The organism is Pseudomonas sp. B21-053 (genome assembly GCF_026016365.1).
GTDB lineage: Bacteria > Pseudomonadota > Gammaproteobacteria > Pseudomonadales > Pseudomonadaceae > Aquipseudomonas > Aquipseudomonas nunensis.
Genome location: NZ_CP087205.1, coordinates 1,226,542 through 1,246,640 on the forward strand (window position 1 = coordinate 1,226,542; position 20,099 = coordinate 1,246,640).

Sequence of the window (20,099 nt, forward strand, 5' to 3'; positions counted from 1 at the left end):
GCTCCTACAGGATTTGCGTCGTTCACATCATCTTGGAACGACGCAACCCTGTATTGGCGTCGTTCACGTCAATGTGGAACGACGCAACCCTGTAGGAGCGAGGCTTGCCCGCGAAGCTTTTTCTGTCAGACCACCCGATTCAAATCGTTATGCCGTGTCTCTTTCAGGCACAGCACCGCAATCAAACTCAGCACCGCCGCCCCCGACACATACCCGCCGACATAACTCAAACCGCCCATCGCCACCAGTTTCTGCGCAAAGAACGGCGCCGCCGAGGCCCCGACAATGCCGCCCAGGTTGTAGGCTGCCGACGCACCGGTATACCGCACGTGGGTCGGAAACAGCTCCGGCAACAAGGCGCCCATTGGCGCAAACGTCACGCCCATCAGAAACAGTTCGATGCACAAGAACAGCGCCACGCCCCAGGTTGTGCCGTGGGTCAGCAGCGGTTCCATCAGGAAACCGGACAGAATCGCCAGCACGCCACCGATGATCAGCACCGGTTTGCGCCCGTAACGGTCACTGGCCCAGGCCGACAAAGGCGTCGCCGCCGCCATGAACAGCACCGCAAAACACAGCAGCGCGAGGAAGGTTTCGCGGGTGTAGCCGAGGGTCGACACGCCGTAGCTCAGGGAAAATACGGTCGAGATGTAGAAAAGCGCGTAGCAGACCACCATCGACCCGGCACCCAGCAACATCGGCGCCCAGTACTGGCTGAGCAGCTCGACCAGCGGAATCTTCACCCGCTCCTGGCGCGCCATGGCGTTGGCGAACACTGGCGTTTCGTGGAGTTTGAGGCGCACATACAGGCCGACCATCACCAACACCGCGCTCAACAGGAACGGAATGCGCCAGCCCCACGAGCGGAACTGTTCGTCGCTCAGGGTCATGGCCAGCGTCAGGAACAACCCGTTGGCCGCCAGGAAGCCAATCGAAGGGCCGAGCTGCGGGAACATGCCGAACCAGGCGCGTTTGCCCTTCGGCGCATTCTCTGTCGCCAGCAATGCCGCGCCGCCCCATTCGCCGCCCAGTCCCAGGCCTTGGCCAAACCGCAGCACGCAAAGCAGGATCGGCGCCCAGGCCCCGATGCTGTCGTAACCCGGCAGCACGCCAATCAGCGTGGTGCACACACCCATCAACAGCAAGGATGCGACCAGTGTCGATTTGCGCCCTATGCGGTCACCGAAGTGGCCGAACAGTGCCGAACCCAATGGTCGCGCCAGGAAAGCGATGCCGAAGGTGAGAAACGCCGAGAGCATCTGTGCAGTGCCGGAGGTCTGCGGGAAAAACACCGGCCCGATCACCAGCGCAGCGGCGGTGGCGTAGACGTAGAAGTCGTAGAACTCGATGGCGGTGCCGATGAAGCTCGCGGTGGCCACTCGTGTGGCGGAGTTCGTCGGCGGGGCAGGCGTGGTGTCGCTGTAAGCGGTGCTGGTCGTCATGCGGTGATCCCTGACAGTCATGCTCCAGTGGAGCGAATTATTATGGTCGAACACCCAGGGATGTGGGTTTAACGCAGCGTGCGGGTAGCACGGGGTAGGGCGGGGCTTGGGTAAGCGACTCGATTATAGGAAGGCGGCTAACGATTCAACAAGGGGTTGGATTAGTAAGTCCGCCAACACCCATGTGGGAGCGGGCTTGCTCGCGAAAGCGGATCATCAGTCACCATCTCTGCTGAATATGAAATCGCCTTCGCGAGCAAGCCCGCTCCCACAGGTATCGAGCCTTGAACATAGGGACGTATCAGATTTTGGAAAGGGCCGGCACCGAACTGGTATGCCAGACCAACACCTGCGTGACGCGGTTGTCTTCGGTCTCGAGAATCTCCAGCCGATAACGCCCGATCTTCAGGCAAACCGAGCTTTCCGGAATCGTCTCCAGCGCCTCGGTCACCAGACCGTTCAGGGTTTTCGGGCCGTCGCTGGGCAGGTGCCAGCCCAGGCTTTTGTTCAGTTCGCGAATCGACGCCGCACCTTCAATCATCAATCGACCGTCGGCCTGTGGGTGAACGTGCGGGTTGTCCAGGCTGTGCTCGCTTTCGAACTCGCCGACGATTTCTTCGAGGATGTCTTCCAGGGTCACGATGCCGAGTACTTCGCCGTACTCGTCCACCACCATGCCCAGCCGCCGCTGTTGCTTGTGGAAGTTCAGCAATTGCAGCTGCAACGGCGTGCTTTCCGGCACGAAGTACGGTTCGTGGCAGGCCGCCAGCAACGCTTCGAGCGTCAGGCTGGCATCCGGCAACAAGTGGCGGATCTGCCGGGTATTGAGCACCGCTTCGACCTGATTGATGTCGCTATGGAACACCGGCAGGCGCGTGCGGCGGTTGTTGCGCAGTTGTTCGATTATTTCGTCGAGGGTGTCGTCGAGGTTGATCCCGTCGACATCACTGCGTGGCACCAGAATGTCGTTGACCGTGATGTTGTCCAGCGCATGAATGCCCGACAACGGGTGCGGGCGGGAAGGCGCGTGCTCGTGGTCGTCGTGGCGATCCGCCTGTGCCTCGTCTTCGCTTTGCTGCACCACTTTGACCTTGCGGGCGAACGGACGCATCAGCAATTGGCTGAAGCCATTGAGCAGCCAGGCTGCCGGGTAGATGATTTTTAGCGGCGCGCCGAGCAAGGTGTTGCCCAGGTTCAAGATTGCGTCCGGGTAGCGCACGGCCAGGGTGCGCGGCAGGTAGTCGGCGAACACCAGCAGGATCACGCCGGCACCGACGCAGGCTGCCCATGGGCCGTTTTCCGCCCAGGTGAAAATCGCCAGCAAGGTGCTGATGACCATGACCAGTGCGCGGCACAGGGTGTTGCAGAGGATCAGGCTGTTCAGCGGAAAGCTCAGCTTCGCCAAGGGCTTGTCGCTCGACCGTGAGGCCGTGCGTTGGGCCAGCAAGTACTGTTGCGCGACTTCGATGGCGGTAAACAACCCCGACCACAAAATCAGCAGGGCGATCACTGCAAGCATCGGCCCTATGGGCAAGTCGTCCATTATTGCCGCCCGTCAGATGTGCAGAATGTATTCACGAACCAGCTTGCTGCCGAAATAGGCCAGCATCAGCAGGCAGAAACCGGCGAGGGTCCAGCGGATCGCCTTGTGTCCGCGCCAGCCGAGGCGATTACGGCCCCACAGCAACACGCTGAACACGATCCAGGCCAGGCAGGCCAGCAGGGTCTTGTGCACCAGATGCTGCGCGAACAGATTCTCGACGAACAGCCAGCCAGAGATCAGCGACAGCGACAGCAAGGTCCAACCGGCCCAGAGAAAGCCGAACAGCAAGCTTTCCATGGTTTGCAGCGGCGGGAAGTTCTTGATCAGCCCGGACGGATGCTTGTGCTTGAGCTGGTGATCTTGCACCAGCAGCAGCAAGGCCTGGAACACCGCGATAGTGAACATGCCGTAGGCCAGGATCGACAGGAGAATGTGGGCGAGGATGCCCGGCTCTTCGTCGATGATCTGCACGGTGCCGGCCGGGGCGAATTGCGCCAGGAGCACGGTGGCGACGCCGAGCGGGAACAGCAATATCAGCAGGTTCTCCACCGGAATCCGCGAGCAGGCCAGCAAGGTCAGGGCGATAACGGCTGCGGCAATCAGGCTGGCGGCACTGAAGAAGTCCAGGCCCAGGCCGATCGGCGTCAGCAGATGCGTGAACAGACTGGCGCTGTGAGCCAGCACGGCCAATACGCCGAGCGTGACCAACAGGCGCTTGTTCGCCTTGGCACCGGAGGCCAGGCGAGTGCCTTGATAGATAGTCGCAGCGGCATATAAGCAGGCGGCGGCGAGGGTGGTAAGCAAACTGGGTGACAAGGGGAGCATAAATCCTGTTAGGCAAGCCCGAAAGGCGCGAGTTTGGCATAGAACCCACATGGCACGAAAGACCATAGAACCTGACAGCGAGGTGTCCGCCAGACGCAGTCTTCGCTATAATCCGCGACCTGCCCACGCCGCAGGCTCGCCGAGCACATGTTTATTCCGGTCTGGGCCGCCATTATCCCGGTCTACACAGGGCCTGAAAGGATCGCGCAATGTTTGAAAACTTAACCGACCGTCTCTCGCAGACGCTGCGCCATGTCACCGGCAAGGCCAAGCTGACCGAAGACAATATCAAAGACACCCTGCGTGAAGTGCGCATGGCGTTGCTCGAAGCCGACGTCGCCCTGCCGGTGGTCAAGGACTTCGTCAATTCGGTCAAGGAACGTGCCGTCGGCACCGAAGTGTCGCGCAGCCTGACGCCGGGCCAGGCCTTCGTGAAGATCGTCCAGGCCGAACTCGAAAGCCTGATGGGCGCGGCCAACGAAGACTTGAACCTGAGCGCCGTTCCGCCCGCCGTCGTACTGATGGCCGGTTTGCAGGGCGCGGGTAAAACCACCACCGCCGGCAAACTTGCGCGCTTCCTTAAAGAGCGCAAGAAGAAGACGGTCATGGTCGTGTCCGCGGACGTTTACCGTCCTGCGGCGATCAAACAGCTGGAAATGCTCGCGGGTGAAGTCGGTGTTACCTTCTTCCCGTCCGACCTGAGCCAGAAGCCGGTCGAGATCGCGCAAGCCGCTATTAAAGAAGCAAAACTGAAATTCATCGACGTAGTCATCGTCGATACCGCCGGTCGTCTGCACATCGACGAAGAGATGATGGGCGAGATCAAGGCGCTGCACGCTGCGATCAACCCGGTCGAAACCCTGTTCGTGGTCGACGCCATGACCGGCCAGGACGCCGCCAACACGGCCAAGGCCTTCGGCGATGCACTGCCTCTGACCGGTGTGATCCTGACCAAAGTCGACGGCGACGCCCGTGGTGGTGCCGCCCTGTCGGTGCGCGCCATCACCGGCAAGCCGATCAAGTTCATCGGTATGGGCGAGAAGAGCGAAGCGCTCGAACCGTTCCATCCTGAGCGGATTGCTTCGCGCATCCTCGGCATGGGCGACGTGCTCAGCCTGATCGAACAGGCTGAAGCGACCCTCGACAAGGACAAGGCCGACAAACTGGCCAAGAAGCTGAAGAAGGGCAAGGGCTTCGACCTCGAAGACTTCCGCGATCAGCTGCAACAGATGAAGAACATGGGCGGCCTCGGCGGCCTCATGGACAAGCTGCCGAACATCGGCGGTGTGAATCTGGCGCAAATGGGCAATGCCCAGGGCGCGGCAGAGAAGCAATTCAAGCAGATGGAAGCCATCATCAATTCCATGACACCGGCCGAGCGCCGCGACCCTGAGCTGATCAGCGGTTCGCGCAAACGCCGGATCGCCATGGGTTCGGGCACTCAGGTGCAGGACATCGGTCGCTTGATCAAGCAACACAAGCAGATGCAGAAGATGATGAAGAAATTCTCCGCGAAAGGCGGAATGGCCAAAATGATGCGCGGCATGGGCGGTATGTTGCCCGGCGGCGGTATGCCGAAGATGTAAAGAATCCGCGCAAGGGCTTGCTCTTGCGCTGTCCACAGCAATGTGGGAACTCCAGCAAACCCGCACTTGGCGGGAGCTGACTGGCCGTTTTCAACGACGGCTCTATAGCAAATCTTGATGGCGACCGGAAGGCCGCCGGAAAAAGACATTTGCAAAAGTCCGGATATTCCTTAGAATATGCGGCCTTTCGGGCACCTATGCCCGCTGTGCCTTTAGATTTGCAGCACCGACTACAGGAACGATGTTCACATGCTAACAATCCGTCTTGCCCTTGGCGGCTCCAAAAAGCGCCCGTTTTACCACTTGACCGTAACCGACAGCCGCAACCCGCGCGACGGTTCGCACAAGGAACAGGTTGGCTTCTTCAACCCTGTTGCTCGTGGTCAAGAAGTTCGTCTGTCCGTGAACCAAGAGCGCGTAGCCTACTGGCTGAGCGTTGGTGCACAACCTTCTGAGCGTGTTGCTCAGTTGTTGAAGGATGCATCTAAGGCTGCGGCCTGAGCAATATGAGCGCGACGCCTGCTGTTGCTGATGATTTGATCGTTATCGGCAAGATTTACTCTGTTCACGGCGTTCGCGGCGAAGTTAAGGTTTATTCCTTTACTGATCCGACTGAAAACCTGTTGCAGTACAAAACCTGGACGCTCAAGCGCGAAGGCAATGTCAAACAGGTCGAGCTGGTCAGCGGACGCGGGAACGACAAGTTCCTGGTCGCAAAGCTCAAGGGTCTCGATGATCGTGAAGAAGCGCGTCTTCTGGCCGGTTATGAGATCTGCGTGCCGCGCAACCTGTTCCCTGAATTGACCGACGGCGAGTACTACTGGTACCAGCTGGAAGGTCTGAAGGTTATTGATCAACTCGGGCATTTGCTCGGGAAAATCGATCATCTTCTGGAAACCGGCGCCAATGATGTAATGGTGGTCAAGCCTTGCGCTGGCAGCCTGGACGATCGCGAACGCCTGTTGCCCTATACGGAGCAATGCGTGTTGGTAGTCGACCTTGCCGCAGGCGAGATGAAGGTGGAATGGGATGCGGACTTCTAAGCGTGGCTAACTTGCGCGTAGAAGTGATCAGTTTGTTTCCCGAGATGTTCTCCGCCATCAGCGAGTACGGCATCACCAGTCGTGCGGTGAAACAGGGGCTGTTGCAGCTGACCTGTTGGAATCCGCGAGACTACACGACGGATCGACATCACACTGTGGACGATCGCCCATTTGGCGGTGGCCCGGGCATGGTGATGAAGATCAAGCCCCTGGAAGATGCTCTGGTTCAGGCCAAGGCAGCAGCCGGGGAGGCGGCGAAGGTGATTTACCTGTCCCCCCAAGGCCGTCAGCTGACTCAGTCGGCGGTCCGCGAGTTGGCGAATCTGGATGCATTGATCCTGATTGCCGGCCGCTATGAAGGCATTGACGAGCGTTTTATAGATGCTCACGTCGATGAAGAGTGGTCGATTGGCGACTATGTACTGTCTGGCGGCGAGCTGCCGGCGATGGTCCTGATCGATGCGGTTACACGACTGCTGCCTGGAGCTTTAGGGCATGCGGACTCCGCCGAGGAAGATTCCTTTACGGACGGTCTGCTGGATTGCCCGCACTACACCCGACCGGAGGTGTATGCGGATCAGCGTGTTCCCGACGTGTTGCTTAGTGGCAATCACGCGCATATCCGGCGTTGGCGTTTACAGCAGTCCCTTGGTAGGACCTTTGAACGACGCGCCGATCTTCTGGAAAGCCGCTCGCTTTCTGGAGAAGAGAAGAAGCTGCTCGAGGAATACATCCGCGAGCGGGACGATAGTTAACAACGTATCGATGGTAAATCCGACGATTTACCTTAGGAGCACAGCATGACTAACAAAATCATCCTTGCACTCGAAGCAGAGCAGATGACCAAAGAGATCCCTACCTTTGCCCCGGGCGACACTATTGTCGTTCAGGTGAAAGTGAAGGAAGGCGACCGTTCGCGTCTGCAAGCGTTCGAAGGTGTTGTTATCGCCAAGCGTAACCGCGGCGTAAACAGTGCTTTCACCGTTCGTAAAATCTCCAACGGTGTTGGCGTAGAGCGTACTTTCCAGACCTACAGCCCGCAAATCGACAGCATGGCCGTTAAACGTCGCGGTGACGTACGTAAAGCCAAGCTGTACTACCTGCGTGACCTGTCCGGTAAAGCAGCTCGCATCAAGGAAAAACTGGCTTAAGTCCAGCTTCCGATGCAAAAAAAGCAGCCTGAGGGCTGCTTTTTTGTTGCCTGCGATTTATCTCTCATCGAACTGTGGGAGCGAGGCTTGCCCGCGAAGACGTCATATCAGCCAACATCAATGTTGAATGTAATTCCGTCTTCGCGGGCAAGCCTCGCTCCTACAGAAGATCACGACGTCGTCACCGCAATAACATCAGGCACTGTAAAGCCCCGTCCGGCTATGAAAGACTTAGCCCCGGATTCCCGCTACCTGAGCCTTTATGCCCGCCATCGACCATCCCCTGATAGACCAATTCCTCGACGCGCTGTGGCTGGAAAAAGGCCTCTCCGATAACACCCGCGATGCCTATCGCAGCGACCTGGCACTATTCAACGGCTGGTTGCAGGAAAAAAACCTCGAGCTGATCAACGCCGGCCGTGAGTTGATCCTCGATCACCTGGCCTGGCGCCTGGAGCAAAACTACAAACCCCGTTCCACTGCGCGATTTCTCTCCGGCGTGCGTGGCTTTTATCGCTATCTGTTGCGGGAAAAGCTGATTGCGGTCGATCCGACCTTGCGCGTCGATATGCCGCAACTGGGTAGGCCATTGCCCAAGTCCTTGTCGGAAGCCGATGTGGAGGCACTGCTGAATGCACCGGACCTGAGCGAAGCCATCGGTCAACGTGATCGCGCCATGCTGGAAGTGCTTTACGCCTGCGGCTTGCGGGTTACTGAGCTGATCAGCCTGACCCTGGAACAGGTCAACCTGCGTCAGGGCGTGTTGCGCGTGATGGGTAAAGGCAGCAAGGAGCGACTGGTGCCGATGGGCGAGGAGGCGATTGTCTGGGTCGAACGCTACCTGCGTGACGGCCGAGGCGAGCTGCTCAACGGGCGGCCCAGCGATGTCATGTTCCCCAGCCAGCGCGGCGAACAGATGACACGCCAGACCTTCTGGCACCGCATCAAGCACCAGGCCAAAGTCGCCGGGATCAGCAAGTCGTTGTCGCCGCACACCCTGCGCCACGCCTTCGCCACGCACCTGCTCAACCACGGCGCCGACCTGCGGGTGGTGCAAATGCTGCTCGGCCACAGCGACCTGTCGACCACCCAGATCTACACCCACGTCGCTCGCGCCCGCTTGCAAGACCTGCACGCCAAACATCACCCTCGCGGTTAAAAACAGCACTTTGTAGGAGCTGCCGAAGGCTGCGATCTTTTGATGTTGATTTTTAAAGATCAAGAGATCGCAGCCTTCGGCAGCTCCTACACAAAAGTTCGTGTGTCAGGAGCTGGATGTCTTGCATCACCCGCATTCGGCCCCACCAGCCTTATGTGGTAGGCTTTGCCGGTTTGCACGATGGGCGATTATGACCCGGTGTTTCGGCACGGGCGTTCTGATCGTCCCATTTGTCCGCCTTCAGGAGTTCTCATGCGTCTGACCCAGATTTTCGCCGCCGCAGCCATTGCGTTGGTCAGCACCTTTGCCGTCGCCGATGACGCGGCCGACAAAGCGATTCGTAAAAGCCTGGAAAGCCTCCAGCTCGAAACCCCGATTGAAGCCATCAGCGCGAGTCCGCTGGCCGGTCTGTACGAAGTCAAACTCAAAGGCAGCCGCGTGCTCTACGCCAGCGCCGATGGCCAGTACGTGATGCAGGGCTACATGTTCCAGCTCAAGGACGGCAAGCCGGTCAACCTGACCGAGAAGACCGAGCGCCTGGGCGTTTCCAAACTGGTCAACGAGATTCCGGTCGCAGAAACCGTGGTCTACCCGGCGATCGGCGAAACCAAATCGCACATCACCGTGTTCACCGACACCACCTGCCCGTACTGCCACAAGCTGCACGCCGAAGTGCCTGAGCTGAACAAGCGCGGCATCGAAGTGCGTTACGTCGCGTTCCCGCGCCAGGGCCTGGGCTCGCCGGGTGACGAACAGCTGCAAGCGGTCTGGTGCTCCAAGGACAAAAAAGCGGCCATGGACAAGATGGTCGATGGCAAGGAAATCAAGGCCGCCAAGTGCGACAACCCGGTTTCCAAGCAATTCGCCCTTGGTCAATCGATCGGTGTCAATGGTACGCCGGCCATCGTTTTGGCTGACGGTCAGGTAATTCCGGGCTACCAGCCTGCGCCACAAGTCGCCAAACTGGCATTGGGCGCGAAATAATTCGCATCGTCACGGTCAGCCTTTGACGATCATGGTCCGGCGGTCACCCGCCTGGCCATTAATAGAGAGCCGCGAGTATGCGGCTGTTTTCACGGCCGACCTTGCGTCGGCCGTTTTATGGGGAGTTCACAGTGAAACCGGTCAAAGTAGGCATCTGTGGGTTAGGGACCGTCGGTGGCGGAACCTTCAACGTACTTCAGCGCAACGCCGAGGAAATTGCTCGTCGTGCCGGGCGTGGAATCGAAGTGGCACAAATTGCCACGCGCACGCCAAAGCCTCAGTTCCAGACGACCGGTATTGCGATTACCAACGATGTGTTCGAAGTGGCCACGAACCCTGAGATCGACATCGTTATAGAGCTGATGGGCGGCTACACCGTTGCCCGCGAGCTGGTACTCAAGGCCATCGAGAATGGCAAGCATGTGGTCACCGCGAACAAGGCACTGATCGCCGTTCACGGTAATGAGATTTTCGCCAAGGCTCGCGAGAAGGGCGTGATCGTTGCGTTCGAAGCGGCCGTGGCCGGTGGCATTCCGGTGATCAAGGCGATCCGTGAAGGCTTGTCCGCCAACCGTATCAACTGGGTCGCCGGCATCATCAACGGCACCGGCAACTTCATCCTCACCGAAATGCGTGAGAAGGGCCGCACCTTCGAAGACGTACTCGCCGAGGCGCAAGCCCTGGGTTACGCCGAAGCCGATCCGACCTTTGACGTTGAAGGCATCGACGCAGCCCACAAGCTGACAATCCTGGCGTCCATTGCGTTCGGTATCCCGCTGCAATTCGACAAGGCCTACACCGAAGGCATCACCAAACTGACCACCGCTGACGTGAACTACGCCGAAGCTTTGGGCTACCGCATCAAGCATCTCGGCGTGGCGCGCAGCACTGCCGCTGGTATCGAGTTGCGCGTGCACCCGACGCTGATCCCGGCTGATCGCCTGATCGCCAACGTCAATGGCGTGATGAACGCGGTGATGGTCAACGGCGACGCTGCCGGTTCGACCCTGTTCTACGGCGCTGGCGCCGGCATGGAACCGACCGCTTCCTCGGTAATTGCCGATCTGGTGGACGTGGTTCGCGCCATGACTTCCGACCCGGAAAACCGCGTACCGCACCTGGCCTTCCAGCCGGATTCGCTGTCGGCCCACCCGATCCTGCCGATCGAAGCCTGCGAAAGTGCGTATTACCTGCGGATCCAGGCCAAGGACCATCCAGGCGTATTGGCCCAGGTGGCGAGCATCCTGTCGGAGCGCGGCATCAACATCGAATCGATCATGCAGAAGGAAGTCGAAGAACACGACGGCCTGGTGCCGATGATCCTGCTGACCCACCGTGTGCTGGAGCAGCACATGAACGACGCGATCACCGCCCTGGAAGCCTTGGCGGGCGTTGTCGGTCCGGTTGTGCGGATCCGTGTCGAGCACCTGAACTAAGCCGTTATCGTTCACCGGGCTCGCCTGCGGGCCCGGGATTGCGAACACTGTCTATTGGAGCCAGTCATGCGTTATATCAGTACCCGCGGCCAGGCACCGGCCCTGAATTTCGAAGACGTCCTGCTGGCCGGTCTGGCCACGGATGGCGGCCTGTATGTGCCGGAATGCTTGCCACGTTTCACCCAGGAAGAAATCGCGTCCTGGGCCGGCCTGCCGTATCACGAGCTGGCCTTCCGGGTGATGCGCCCGTTTGTAGCTGGCAGCATCCCGGATGCCGATTTCAAAAAGATTCTTGAAGAAACCTACGGTGTGTTCGCGCACAACGCCGTGGCGCCGTTGCGTCAGTTGAACGGTAACGAATGGGTGCTGGAGCTGTTCCACGGCCCGACCCTGGCGTTCAAGGACTTCGCCCTGCAACTGCTCGGTCGCCTGCTCGATTACACGCTGGAAAAACGCGGCGAGCGCGTAGTGATCGTTGGCGCCACCTCCGGTGATACCGGTTCGGCCGCCATCGAAGGCTGCAAGCACTGCGAAAACGTCGACATCTTCATCCTGCACCCGCACAACCGTGTGTCCGAAGTGCAGCGTCGCCAGATGACCACCATTTTCGGTGAGAACATCCACAACATCGCCATCGAAGGCAACTTCGATGACTGCCAGGAAATGGTCAAGAACAGCTTCGCTGACCAGAGCTTCCTCAAAGGTACGCGCCTGGTGGCGGTGAACTCGATCAACTGGGCGCGGATCATGGCCCAGATCGTTTACTACTTCCACGCAGCCCTGCAACTGGGTGGCCCGGCGCGTTCGGTGTCGTTCTCGGTGCCGACCGGCAACTTCGGCGATATCTTCGCCGGTTACCTGGCGCGCAACATGGGCCTGCCGATCAACCAGTTGATCGTCGCCACCAACCGCAACGACATCCTGCACCGCTTCATGAGCGGCAATCAGTACGTCAAGGAAACCCTGCACGCCACGCTGTCGCCATCGATGGACATCATGGTGTCGTCGAACTTCGAGCGCCTGCTGTTCGACCTGCACGGTCGCAACGGCGCAGCGATCGCTGGCCTGATGGACAACTTCAAGCAGGGCGGTGGTTTCAGCGTCGAGCAAGAGCGTTGGACCGAAGCCCGCAAACTGTTCGATTCCCTGGCCGTGGATGACGCGCAAACCTGCGAAACCATCGCCGAGGTCTACGAGCAGACCGGCGAAGTGCTGGACCCGCATACCGCCATCGGCGTCAAGGCTGCACGGGAATGCCGTCGCAGCCTGGATATCCCGATGGTGATTCTGGGCACGGCCCATCCGGTCAAGTTCCCGGACGCCGTGTTAAAAGCCGGTGTAGGAAAAGCTCTCGAACTACCTGCACATCTTTCTGATTTGTTTGAGCGAGAAGAGCGCTGCACCGTGTTGCCGAATGACCTGAAAGCCGTACAGGCCTTTGTCAGTCAGCATGGAAACCGCGGCAAGCCACTTTAAGCCCGCAACGCTGTCACATTTTGAAGCCCGTCTCCTGACGGGCTTTCTTGTTTCTGCGTGCCACACTTGTCGCGTTTTCGCCCCTGAAGGACGGGCGAGTTGATCACCAAGGAAGTGGCAATGCGGTTTTTAAGAGGGTTCAGACCAGCCATGTGCTGGATATTTTTGCTGGGCGCAATAAGCCTCGGACATTGCGCACGGGCGGCACAACTGATGGATTTCAAGGCTGCGGCACCGATGATCGTCGATGCCATTGAGCTGGACGCCGAAGAGCTGCAATGGATTCGCGCCCACCCGCAAGTCATCGTGGCTTCGAAGCAATATCCGCTGTACCAGTTCAAGGACGAGCACGGTCAATGGAGTGGTTTGAACATCGATGTGCTTCAGCGCATCAGTGCGATGACGGGGCTGAACTTCGTCCATGAAGAGACATTTTCCACCGAACATTTACTCCGCCGCCTGGAAAGCGGTGACGCGGACATGACCACGACGCTGGCGCTTAATGATGAGCGCAAGCTGTTCCTGGATTTCAGCCATGCCTTTGGCGGTTCTGCCTGGGTGCTGGTGGGGCATGCCGGGGCTCCGCTGCTCCATTCTCTTGAACAGCTGTCGGAAAAGAAACTGGTGTTGCCGGCCAGACACGCCATGGAGGCAGCCATTCAGCGTGACCACCCGACCATCGAGCTGCGTTCGGTCAAGACCTATGCCGAAGCCCGGGCGTTGGTCGAAAGTGGCGAGGCTGACGCCACTATCGAGAACGAAACCGGGGCGCATCTCTATCCGACCGGGCAGCTGAAAATAGGCCATACGGTGGAAGGCTCGTGGGAAGCCGACCATCTGGCTGTACGCAAAGGGCAACCGGAGTTGTTGAGCATCCTTAACAAGGCGCTTGAAGCCTTTCCTGCGGCGGAATTGCGGGCCATCCGCCTTAAGTGGCTGGATGGCATCGCCCCCAGCCCGGCACTTTCTTTCTGGCAACGGGTGACGCGTTGGGGCTGCTGGGGCGTGTTTGTAATCAGCCTGTTCGGCCTGCTGTCCTTGCTCTGGAACCGTCGGCTCGCGATGCTGATCAAGCAGCGTCTGGACGTCGAGAAAGACCTCAGCGATCAACTCGCCTTTCAGCATGCGCTGATTGATGCCATGCCCGATCCCATGTTTGTGCGTGATCTGCAGGGTCGTTTGATCATGTGCAACAAAAGTTACGAAGAGGCCCTGTCGATCCGGTTGGACCAGGTTCAGGGCCGACAACTGATTGAGGTCGATGTGTTGCCCAGGGAGACGGCCGAGCAGTTGCATGCCGAGTTCATTGCCCAGCTCGACACCCGCAAGCCACGGTTCACCCAGCGCCAGTTGAAATTCAACAACGGTGTGCGCGACATCTACCAATGGACGGTGCCTTTTTACGGTGTTGACGGGCAGGTGCGCGGATTGCTGGGTGGATGGTCTGATATCGCTCAGCGAAGGAGTGAAGGGGGGTGTCAGTGTTCGCGGTAAGTTTCGGAATATTCCTATGGGATGTGGCTACTTTTCCGATGGGATGCTGAAGGATGCTCCCCTAGAGTGATCGGCAACTGCGGTGAGAGTCCGCGCGTGTCGTTCCAGAGGTCGCTTATGCGCACGCTCAAAATCCTGATCCTCGAACACAATCCTTTCCAGATGATGGCGTTGCACCAGATGCTCAACGCCATTGGTGTCTATGACGTGCTCACGGCGCCGTCAATGTCGGCGGCGCTGCGTTCCCTGGGACGCAGGGGCACGGTCGATATTGCCTTCTGCGATCCGCAACTCAAGGGCGGCGACGGCTTGGCATTGGTGCGGCATCTGGCAGAGGAGCGCGAGGCCCGAGCGCTGATTCTGCTTGGCAACGTGGCGTCGAGCATCATGCCGCACGTGACGTCCATACTGGCCGACAGCGAGGTCAAACTCCTTGGGCACTTGCACACACCCGTTTCCGCCGTGTTGCTGCGCCGGCTGCTGGATGTTTATCTGCTGGAGTCGATGCTTCAAGCCAGGGCCTGAAACCGGCTGTTTTTTCCTTGTCATCTTTGCGGTGCATGCTCAATTTCCCCTCAGAAGCCAATACCGCTGCCATGCGGTATTCAGAACTTTCTTCTCGGGCCAGAGGTCATTAACTGTAGACACGCCCTCCCAGGCACTTTGTTTTCGGACTATTGAGTGGTGATCGCTAGATGGAAAGTATCAGCCTATTGCTCGGTGAGGCTCTGAGCCCGTATCAAGTGACGTTGACCCCGTCGGGTACCCATGGCGAATGCCTGGTGACCCTGAAGAGTGCGGCCGGCGCGATTGTGGTGGAACGCGAGTTCAATCAGGCGCAGTTGACCGATAAGCGGCAACTGACGGATGTCGTCGACGGATTGCATCGCGATGTGCTGATTGCCGAAGGTCGCCTGGAGCCCTGTGTGATCGCGGCGTTGCGCAATGCGGCCCAGGACAAGATCCTGGCCAATCGAAATTGAATTGCCTTTTTGTGGGAACCTTCCTGCGCCAAGGTCGTCAGACCATGTAACAGCAGGATCAAGCATTGTGCTCCGGTGCTTGTAGCTTGCTGCTACTGGTCTTTATGTAGGCCACGTTTAACCCCGAGTCGTCTCCCCACTTCTCGGGGTTTCTTTTTGCCTGAAATTCGTCACTGCGCGTCCTGATGCTCGAAAAAGCGCTTGGCTTCCCCCAAGTAGTCGCTGCGCCTTTCCGGGTCGAGCCAGTCGGCGTAGGCATGGGCCAGTCGCTCGTGGGGCAGGGTGCGCAATAGCTGATTGATCTCGCTGATGGCCTGCCGACCTTGCGCTGTGGCGGAACAACCAATGTAGCCAGGCAGGTACTTGCCAGTGCCTTTGACCGGGTAGAACGCCAGTTCATTGTCGGCAATGTGTTCAACACTGGCTCGATAGCGGATTTCCGGCCAATAGCCCAGCACCATCTGCAACCGCCCCAGGCGCTGCATCTGTAACAGACTACCTAGCGCATCATTACCGTAATGAGCGGTCAAGGCACCGGTCGGCGCCTGTTGCAGCAGGCCGTCGAGGTAGGGGCCGTAACTGCGTTCGGCGATGACGCCGACTTTGTTACTGCCGCTACCCAGCAATGCGGGGAGATCGACTTCGCCATCGACAAGAAACGGCTCCAGTGCTGCTCGATTTGTCTGACGGACCACCAAGCCATTGGTCACCGCCAGAAATGCCGGCGTGGAAAACGCGATCCACTTCTCCCGTTCTTTGGTCCAGATCAGCGAAGGGTCGCAGGTGAATGATTCTTCTTGGAGCATCTGCATGCCGCGGGCGCGGTTCACCCGCATCAGGCTGTGCTCGTATTGCGGCATGCCTGCAATCAACAGCGGCATCAGTTGATCAATCACGCCTTGGCCTTTTTTCGGGCCTTCGAAGATCGTCATGGGCGGCAGGTCCCTCAAGAGCCAGATCAGCGTCTCTTTGGGTTGTGCCGAAGCGGTTGACGCAAAACCTGCCAATAGCCCGATAACCACCCACGCACACCAGTGCAGAGCAGGCTTGGCCGCTGATGAAAGCAGGCGCTTCAGCTTAAATGGCCCCGTCTTCACGCAGCTTTGCGATCTGTCCCTTGTCGTAGCCAAGATCGTGGAGTACCTGCGCATTGTGTTCACCCAACTGCGGTCCGACCCATTCGGAAGTGCCAGGTGTCTCAGAGAGTTTCGGCACGATCCCCGGCATCTTGAAGTCCTTGCCATCCGGCAGATTGGCGTGCAGTAACATTTCCCGGGCCAGGTACTGCGGATCGCTGAACATGTCTTCGGCGCTGAAGATCCGGCTGGCCGGGACGTCGGCCTGGTTCAACTGCTCGATCACGCGATCGAGCGGCAGCGAATTGACCCAACGATCGATGACTCCGTAAATCTCGTCGCGACGGCTGTCACGCCCGTCATTGCTGGCGAGCACCGGGTCGTTGGCCAAATCTTCCCGACCAATAATCAACATGAACCGCTTGAAGATTGCGTCGCCATTGGCGCCAATCTGCACGTGCTTGCCATCTGCGCTGGTGTGGATGGAGGAGGGCGTGATGCCAGGCATGATGTTGCCGGTGCGCTCGCGGATGAAACCGAACACATCGAATTCCGGGACCATGCTTTCCATCATGGCGAAGATCGCTTCATACAGCGCCACGTCGACCATCTGGCCCAGGCCGCCGTTGACCTCGCGATGACGCAGGGCCATCAGCGCGCCGATCACGCCCCACAGCGCGGCAATCGAGTCTCCGATGGAAATCCCGGTACGCACCGGCGGTCGATCCTCGAACCCGGTGATGTAGCGCAGACCGCCCATGGATTCACCGACTGCGCCAAACCCCGGTTGATCTTTCATTGGTCCGGTCTGGCCGAATCCCGAGAGCCGCACCATCACCAGTTTCGGGTTCAGGGCGTGTAAAACTTCCCACCCCAGACCGAGCTTTTCCAACACGCCGGGGCGAAAATTCTCTATCAGGATGTCCGCCTCGCTGAGCAGTTTTTTCAGAATCGCCAGGCCGTCCGGATGCTTGAGGTTCAAGGTCAGGGACTTCTTGTTGCGCGCCTGGACGAACCACCAGAGCGAGGTGCCTTCATACAACTTGCGCCATTTACGCAACGGATCACCGCCATCCGGGGATTCAATCTTGATCACTTCAGCACCGAACTCGCCGCAAATGCGCGAGGCAAACGGCCCGGCAATCAACGTACCCAATTCGATGACTTTCAGGCCTGAGAGTGGTTTTCCGGTGAATGGCATGCGCGATCCTGTAGGACAAAGTCGTGTGAGTAGTGCGTTTTAACATAGCCGCGTGTCAGTCGCCCGAAGTTGATGGTCGTCAATGCTCTGATTGCCTGTCGCATCGGTTAGACTTGCGGCCTTTCCTCGTATCAAGAAGCCCGTTCATGGCCCAGCCGTCCACGACCTACAAGTTTGAACTGAACCTCACCGACCTCGACCGCAGCATCTACGAGAGCGTGAAGCAGACCATCGCCCGTCACCCTTCGGAAACCGAAGAGCGCATGACCGTGCGGCTGCTGGCCTACGCCTTCTGGTACAACGAGCAGCTGTCGTTTGGGCGCGGTCTGTCAGACGTGGATGAACCGGCCCTGTGGGAAAAGAGCCTGGATGACCGCGTCCTGCACTGGATCGAAGTCGGCCAGCCAGACGCCGATCGCTTGACCTGGTGCTCGCGTCGCACCGAGCGCACCAGCCTGTTGGCGTACGGCAGTCTGCGTGTCTGGGAAACCAAAGTGATCCCGGCGATCAAGAACCTGAAAAACGTGCACATTGCTGCCGTGCCGCAGGACATCCTGGAAACCCTGGCCAAAGACATGCCCCGCGTTATCAAGTGGGACGTGATGATCAGCGAAGGGACGATTTTCGTCACCGACGACCGTGGTCAACATGAAGTCCAGTTGCAGTGGCTGAGCGGCGAACGCGGCTGATCATTCGCCGGTACTACGCGTCATCCGGTTTTATCCTACGTATTCAAGAGAAGCACCTGTCACCCCATGCGCATCGAACCTCGCCTGTTGCCCGACACCCTGCCATTCCTCGGTGATCTGCCGCCGCTGCTGACCCGTCTGTACGCGGCACGGGGCGTGCAGAGCGAGGCTGAACTGGACAAGAGCCTGGCCCGGCTGATTCCGTTTCAACAACTCAAGGGCATCGACGCGGCGGTGGATCTGCTGGTGACGGCACTGGAACAGCGCCAGCGGATTCTGATCGTCGGCGACTTCGATGCCGATGGCGCGACAGCCAGTACCGTCGGCGTGCTTGGTTTGCGCCTGCTGGGCGCGGCTCACGTCGATTATCTGGTGCCGAACCGTTTCGAGTATGGCTACGGCCTGACCCCGGAAATCGTCGAAGTGGCGTTGACCCGTGATCCGCAGCTGCTGATCACCGTGGACAATGGGATTTCCAGCGTCGAAGGTGTGGCGGCGGCGAAAAAGGCCAAGCTCAAAGTGCTGGTCACCGATCACCACTTGCCCGGCGATGAGCTGCCGCTGGCCGATGCCATCGTCAATCCGAACCAGCCTGGTTGCGACTTTCCGAGCAAGGCGCTGGCCGGGGTCGGAGTGATTTTTTATGTGCTGATGGCCCTGCGTGCACGCCTGCGCAGTCTCGGTTGGTATGAGAGCAAACCTCAGCCGAACATCGGCGAGTTGCTGGACTTGGTGGCATTGGGCAGCGTCGCCGACGTGGTGCCGCTGGATGCCAATAACCGGATCCTGGTGCACCAAGGCCTGGAACGGATTCGCGCCGGTCGCGCCCGCCCGGGGATCAAGGCGATTCTCGAAGTCGCCAAGCGCGAGCCGGCGCGGATTACCTCTACCGATTTGGGCTTCATTGTCGGCCCGCGTTTGAATGCGGCAGGACGCCTGGATGACATGAGTCTGGGCATCGAATGCCTGCTTACCGACGACGCAGGGCTTGCCCGCGAGATGGCGGCCCAGCTCGACGGCATGAACCAGGATCGTAAATCCATCGAGCAAGGCATGCAGCGTGAAGCGCTGGCGCAGCTCAAGGATCTGCCGGTGGAGTCGATGCCGTTCGGCCTGTGCCTGTTCGATCCCGAGTGGCACCAAGGCGTTATCGGCATCCTCGCTTCGCGGATGAAAGAGCGCTATTTCCGTCCGACGATTGCCTTTGCCGATGCTGGCGATGGCTTGCTCAAGGGCTCGGGTCGTTCGGTCCAGGGCTTTCACATTCGTGACGCCTTGAGCGTGGTGGCGGCGCAGCATCCGAACCTGATCAGCAAGTACGGCGGCCACGCGATGGCGGCCGGTTTGACCTTGCCGGAAGCGAATTTTCCGCTGTTCGCTGAAGCCTTTGATGCTGAAGTGCGTAGGCAATTGCGCGAAGAAGACCTGACCGGGCGCTTGCTGTCTGACGGGGTTTTGGCTGTCGAAGAATTCCATCTTGAACTGGCCCGCGCGCTGCGCCATGCCGGCCCTTGGGGTCAGCACTTCCCGGAGCCGTTGTTTCACGGCGTGTTCCAGTTGGTCGAGCAAAGGGTGGTGGGCGAGCGGCACCTTAAAGTGGTGCTGAGAAGTGAGTGTGGTTCGGTGAAGCTGGATGGCATTGCTTTTGGTATCGACCGTGATATCTGGCCGAATCCGACTATCAAATGGGTTGAGCTGGCGTACAAACTCGATCTCAACGAGTTTCGCGGGAATGAAACTGTTCAACTGATGATTGCTCACATCGAACCGCGGTGACCCCTTCGCGGGCAAGCCTCGCTCCTACAGGAATTGCGCGAACCCTGTAGGAGCGAGGCTTGCCCGCGAAGCGATCTCCCAGACACCAAATATCCCCGGAACCCTCCCTCATCCCCCGTTGTCGACTAGGCTCTAAGCACTGCTTGATTGGCCTTGTGACGTCTTGTCGAATTTTTTGCCCGCGGGGGCGGGTGCTGCACCTTTTACTGTCACTCGTCGACTTTTCAAACAGAAC

The 20,099-nt window shown here is 59.0% G+C and carries 19 protein-coding genes; 14 read left to right on the forward strand and 5 right to left on the reverse strand.

The window, feature by feature from the left end; translation table 11 throughout:
* Nucleotides 1-125 precede the first annotated feature (125 nt).
* The 3 genes from LOY68_RS05540 to LOY68_RS05550 all read right to left on the reverse strand — a co-directional run bounded on the left by LOY68_RS05540 (nt 126) and on the right by LOY68_RS05550 (nt 3,810).
* Entirely contained in the window at nt 126-1,442 is a 1,317-nt protein-coding gene (locus LOY68_RS05540) for an MFS transporter (protein ID WP_265043494.1), read from the reverse strand.
* Between the two features lie 301 nt (nt 1,443-1,743).
* The gene (locus LOY68_RS05545; protein ID WP_265043496.1) at nt 1,744-2,985 is read right to left on the reverse strand and encodes a transporter associated domain-containing protein; all 1,242 of its coding nucleotides are present in this window, start codon (nt 2,983-2,985) and stop codon (nt 1,744-1,746) included.
* Nucleotides 2,986-2,997: 12 nt separating this feature from the next.
* Nucleotides 2,998-3,810: an inner membrane protein YpjD gene (locus LOY68_RS05550; RefSeq protein WP_054054733.1), complete on the reverse strand. Its 813-nt coding sequence runs from the start codon at nt 3,808-3,810 to the stop codon at nt 2,998-3,000.
* Nucleotides 3,811-4,019: 209 nt separating this feature from the next.
* On the opposite strand from LOY68_RS05550, the gene ffh reads away from it, so the two are divergent.
* The 12 genes from ffh to LOY68_RS05610 all read left to right on the forward strand — a co-directional run bounded on the left by ffh (nt 4,020) and on the right by LOY68_RS05610 (nt 15,122).
* On the forward strand, nt 4,020-5,396 hold the full coding sequence (gene ffh / locus LOY68_RS05555) for a signal recognition particle protein (protein ID WP_054054731.1): 1,377 nt from the start codon (nt 4,020-4,022) through the stop codon (nt 5,394-5,396).
* 249 nt (nt 5,397-5,645) lie between these two features.
* On the forward strand, nt 5,646-5,897 hold the full coding sequence (rpsP, locus tag LOY68_RS05560; RefSeq protein ID WP_010463010.1) for a 30S ribosomal protein S16: 252 nt from the start codon (nt 5,646-5,648) through the stop codon (nt 5,895-5,897).
* Between the two features lie 5 nt (nt 5,898-5,902).
* The gene (gene rimM, locus LOY68_RS05565) at nt 5,903-6,439 is read left to right on the forward strand and encodes a ribosome maturation factor RimM (RefSeq protein WP_265043500.1); all 537 of its coding nucleotides are present in this window, start codon (nt 5,903-5,905) and stop codon (nt 6,437-6,439) included.
* Nucleotides 6,421-7,194 carry a tRNA (guanosine(37)-N1)-methyltransferase TrmD gene (gene trmD, locus LOY68_RS05570; protein WP_173860472.1) on the forward strand — a complete coding sequence of 258 codons (774 nt, stop codon included), beginning with the start codon at nt 6,421-6,423 and terminating at the stop codon, nt 7,192-7,194. Before rimM ends, trmD begins: the two co-directional genes overlap by 19 nt.
* Nucleotides 7,195-7,239: 45 nt before the next feature.
* Nucleotides 7,240-7,590: a 50S ribosomal protein L19 gene (gene rplS, locus LOY68_RS05575; RefSeq protein WP_003175895.1), complete on the forward strand. Its 351-nt coding sequence runs from the start codon at nt 7,240-7,242 to the stop codon at nt 7,588-7,590.
* Between the two features lie 262 nt (nt 7,591-7,852).
* Nucleotides 7,853-8,749, forward strand: a complete 897-nt coding sequence (gene xerD, locus LOY68_RS05580) for a site-specific tyrosine recombinase XerD (RefSeq protein WP_054054727.1) — start codon at nt 7,853-7,855, stop codon at nt 8,747-8,749.
* A gap of 252 nt (nt 8,750-9,001) precedes the next feature.
* Nucleotides 9,002-9,733, forward strand: coding sequence for a bifunctional protein-disulfide isomerase/oxidoreductase DsbC (gene dsbC, locus LOY68_RS05585; protein WP_054047331.1), 732 nt, complete (start codon nt 9,002-9,004; stop codon nt 9,731-9,733).
* 131 nt (nt 9,734-9,864) lie between these two features.
* Nucleotides 9,865-11,169, forward strand: coding sequence for a homoserine dehydrogenase (locus LOY68_RS05590; protein ID WP_054047702.1), 1,305 nt, complete (start codon nt 9,865-9,867; stop codon nt 11,167-11,169).
* 66 nt (nt 11,170-11,235) lie between these two features.
* A complete protein-coding gene (gene thrC / locus LOY68_RS05595) occupies nt 11,236-12,645 on the forward strand; it encodes a threonine synthase (RefSeq protein ID WP_054047329.1) in 1,410 nt (469 codons plus the stop codon).
* A gap of 120 nt (nt 12,646-12,765) precedes the next feature.
* Nucleotides 12,766-14,139, forward strand: coding sequence for a transporter substrate-binding domain-containing protein (locus tag LOY68_RS05600; protein ID WP_265043506.1), 1,374 nt, complete (start codon nt 12,766-12,768; stop codon nt 14,137-14,139).
* Nucleotides 14,140-14,256: 117 nt separating this feature from the next.
* A complete protein-coding gene (locus LOY68_RS05605; RefSeq protein WP_163908658.1) occupies nt 14,257-14,664 on the forward strand; it encodes a response regulator in 408 nt (135 codons plus the stop codon).
* Between the two features lie 170 nt (nt 14,665-14,834).
* Nucleotides 14,835-15,122, forward strand: a complete 288-nt coding sequence (locus LOY68_RS05610) for a DUF3509 domain-containing protein (protein ID WP_054047324.1) — start codon at nt 14,835-14,837, stop codon at nt 15,120-15,122.
* A gap of 170 nt (nt 15,123-15,292) precedes the next feature.
* On the opposite strand, the gene LOY68_RS05615 is transcribed toward LOY68_RS05610, so the two are convergent.
* Both LOY68_RS05615 and LOY68_RS05620 read right to left on the reverse strand, forming a co-directional pair.
* On the reverse strand, nt 15,293-16,219 hold the full coding sequence (locus LOY68_RS05615; protein ID WP_265043509.1) for a TIGR02285 family protein: 927 nt from the start codon (nt 16,217-16,219) through the stop codon (nt 15,293-15,295).
* A complete protein-coding gene (locus tag LOY68_RS05620; protein WP_265043511.1) occupies nt 16,200-17,399 on the reverse strand; it encodes a CaiB/BaiF CoA transferase family protein in 1,200 nt (399 codons plus the stop codon). Before LOY68_RS05620 ends, LOY68_RS05615 begins: the two co-directional genes overlap by 20 nt.
* Nucleotides 17,400-17,545: 146 nt before the next feature.
* Here LOY68_RS05620 and LOY68_RS05625 point away from each other — a divergent pair, with 146 nt between their 5' ends.
* Nucleotides 17,546-18,088 (forward strand): YaeQ family protein, encoded by a 543-nt coding sequence (locus LOY68_RS05625; RefSeq protein ID WP_054047319.1) that lies wholly within the window; start codon nt 17,546-17,548, stop codon nt 18,086-18,088.
* Between the two features lie 66 nt (nt 18,089-18,154).
* The gene (gene recJ, locus LOY68_RS05630) at nt 18,155-19,864 is read left to right on the forward strand and encodes a single-stranded-DNA-specific exonuclease RecJ (protein ID WP_163908662.1); all 1,710 of its coding nucleotides are present in this window, start codon (nt 18,155-18,157) and stop codon (nt 19,862-19,864) included.
* Nucleotides 19,865-20,099: the final 235 nt, after the last annotated feature.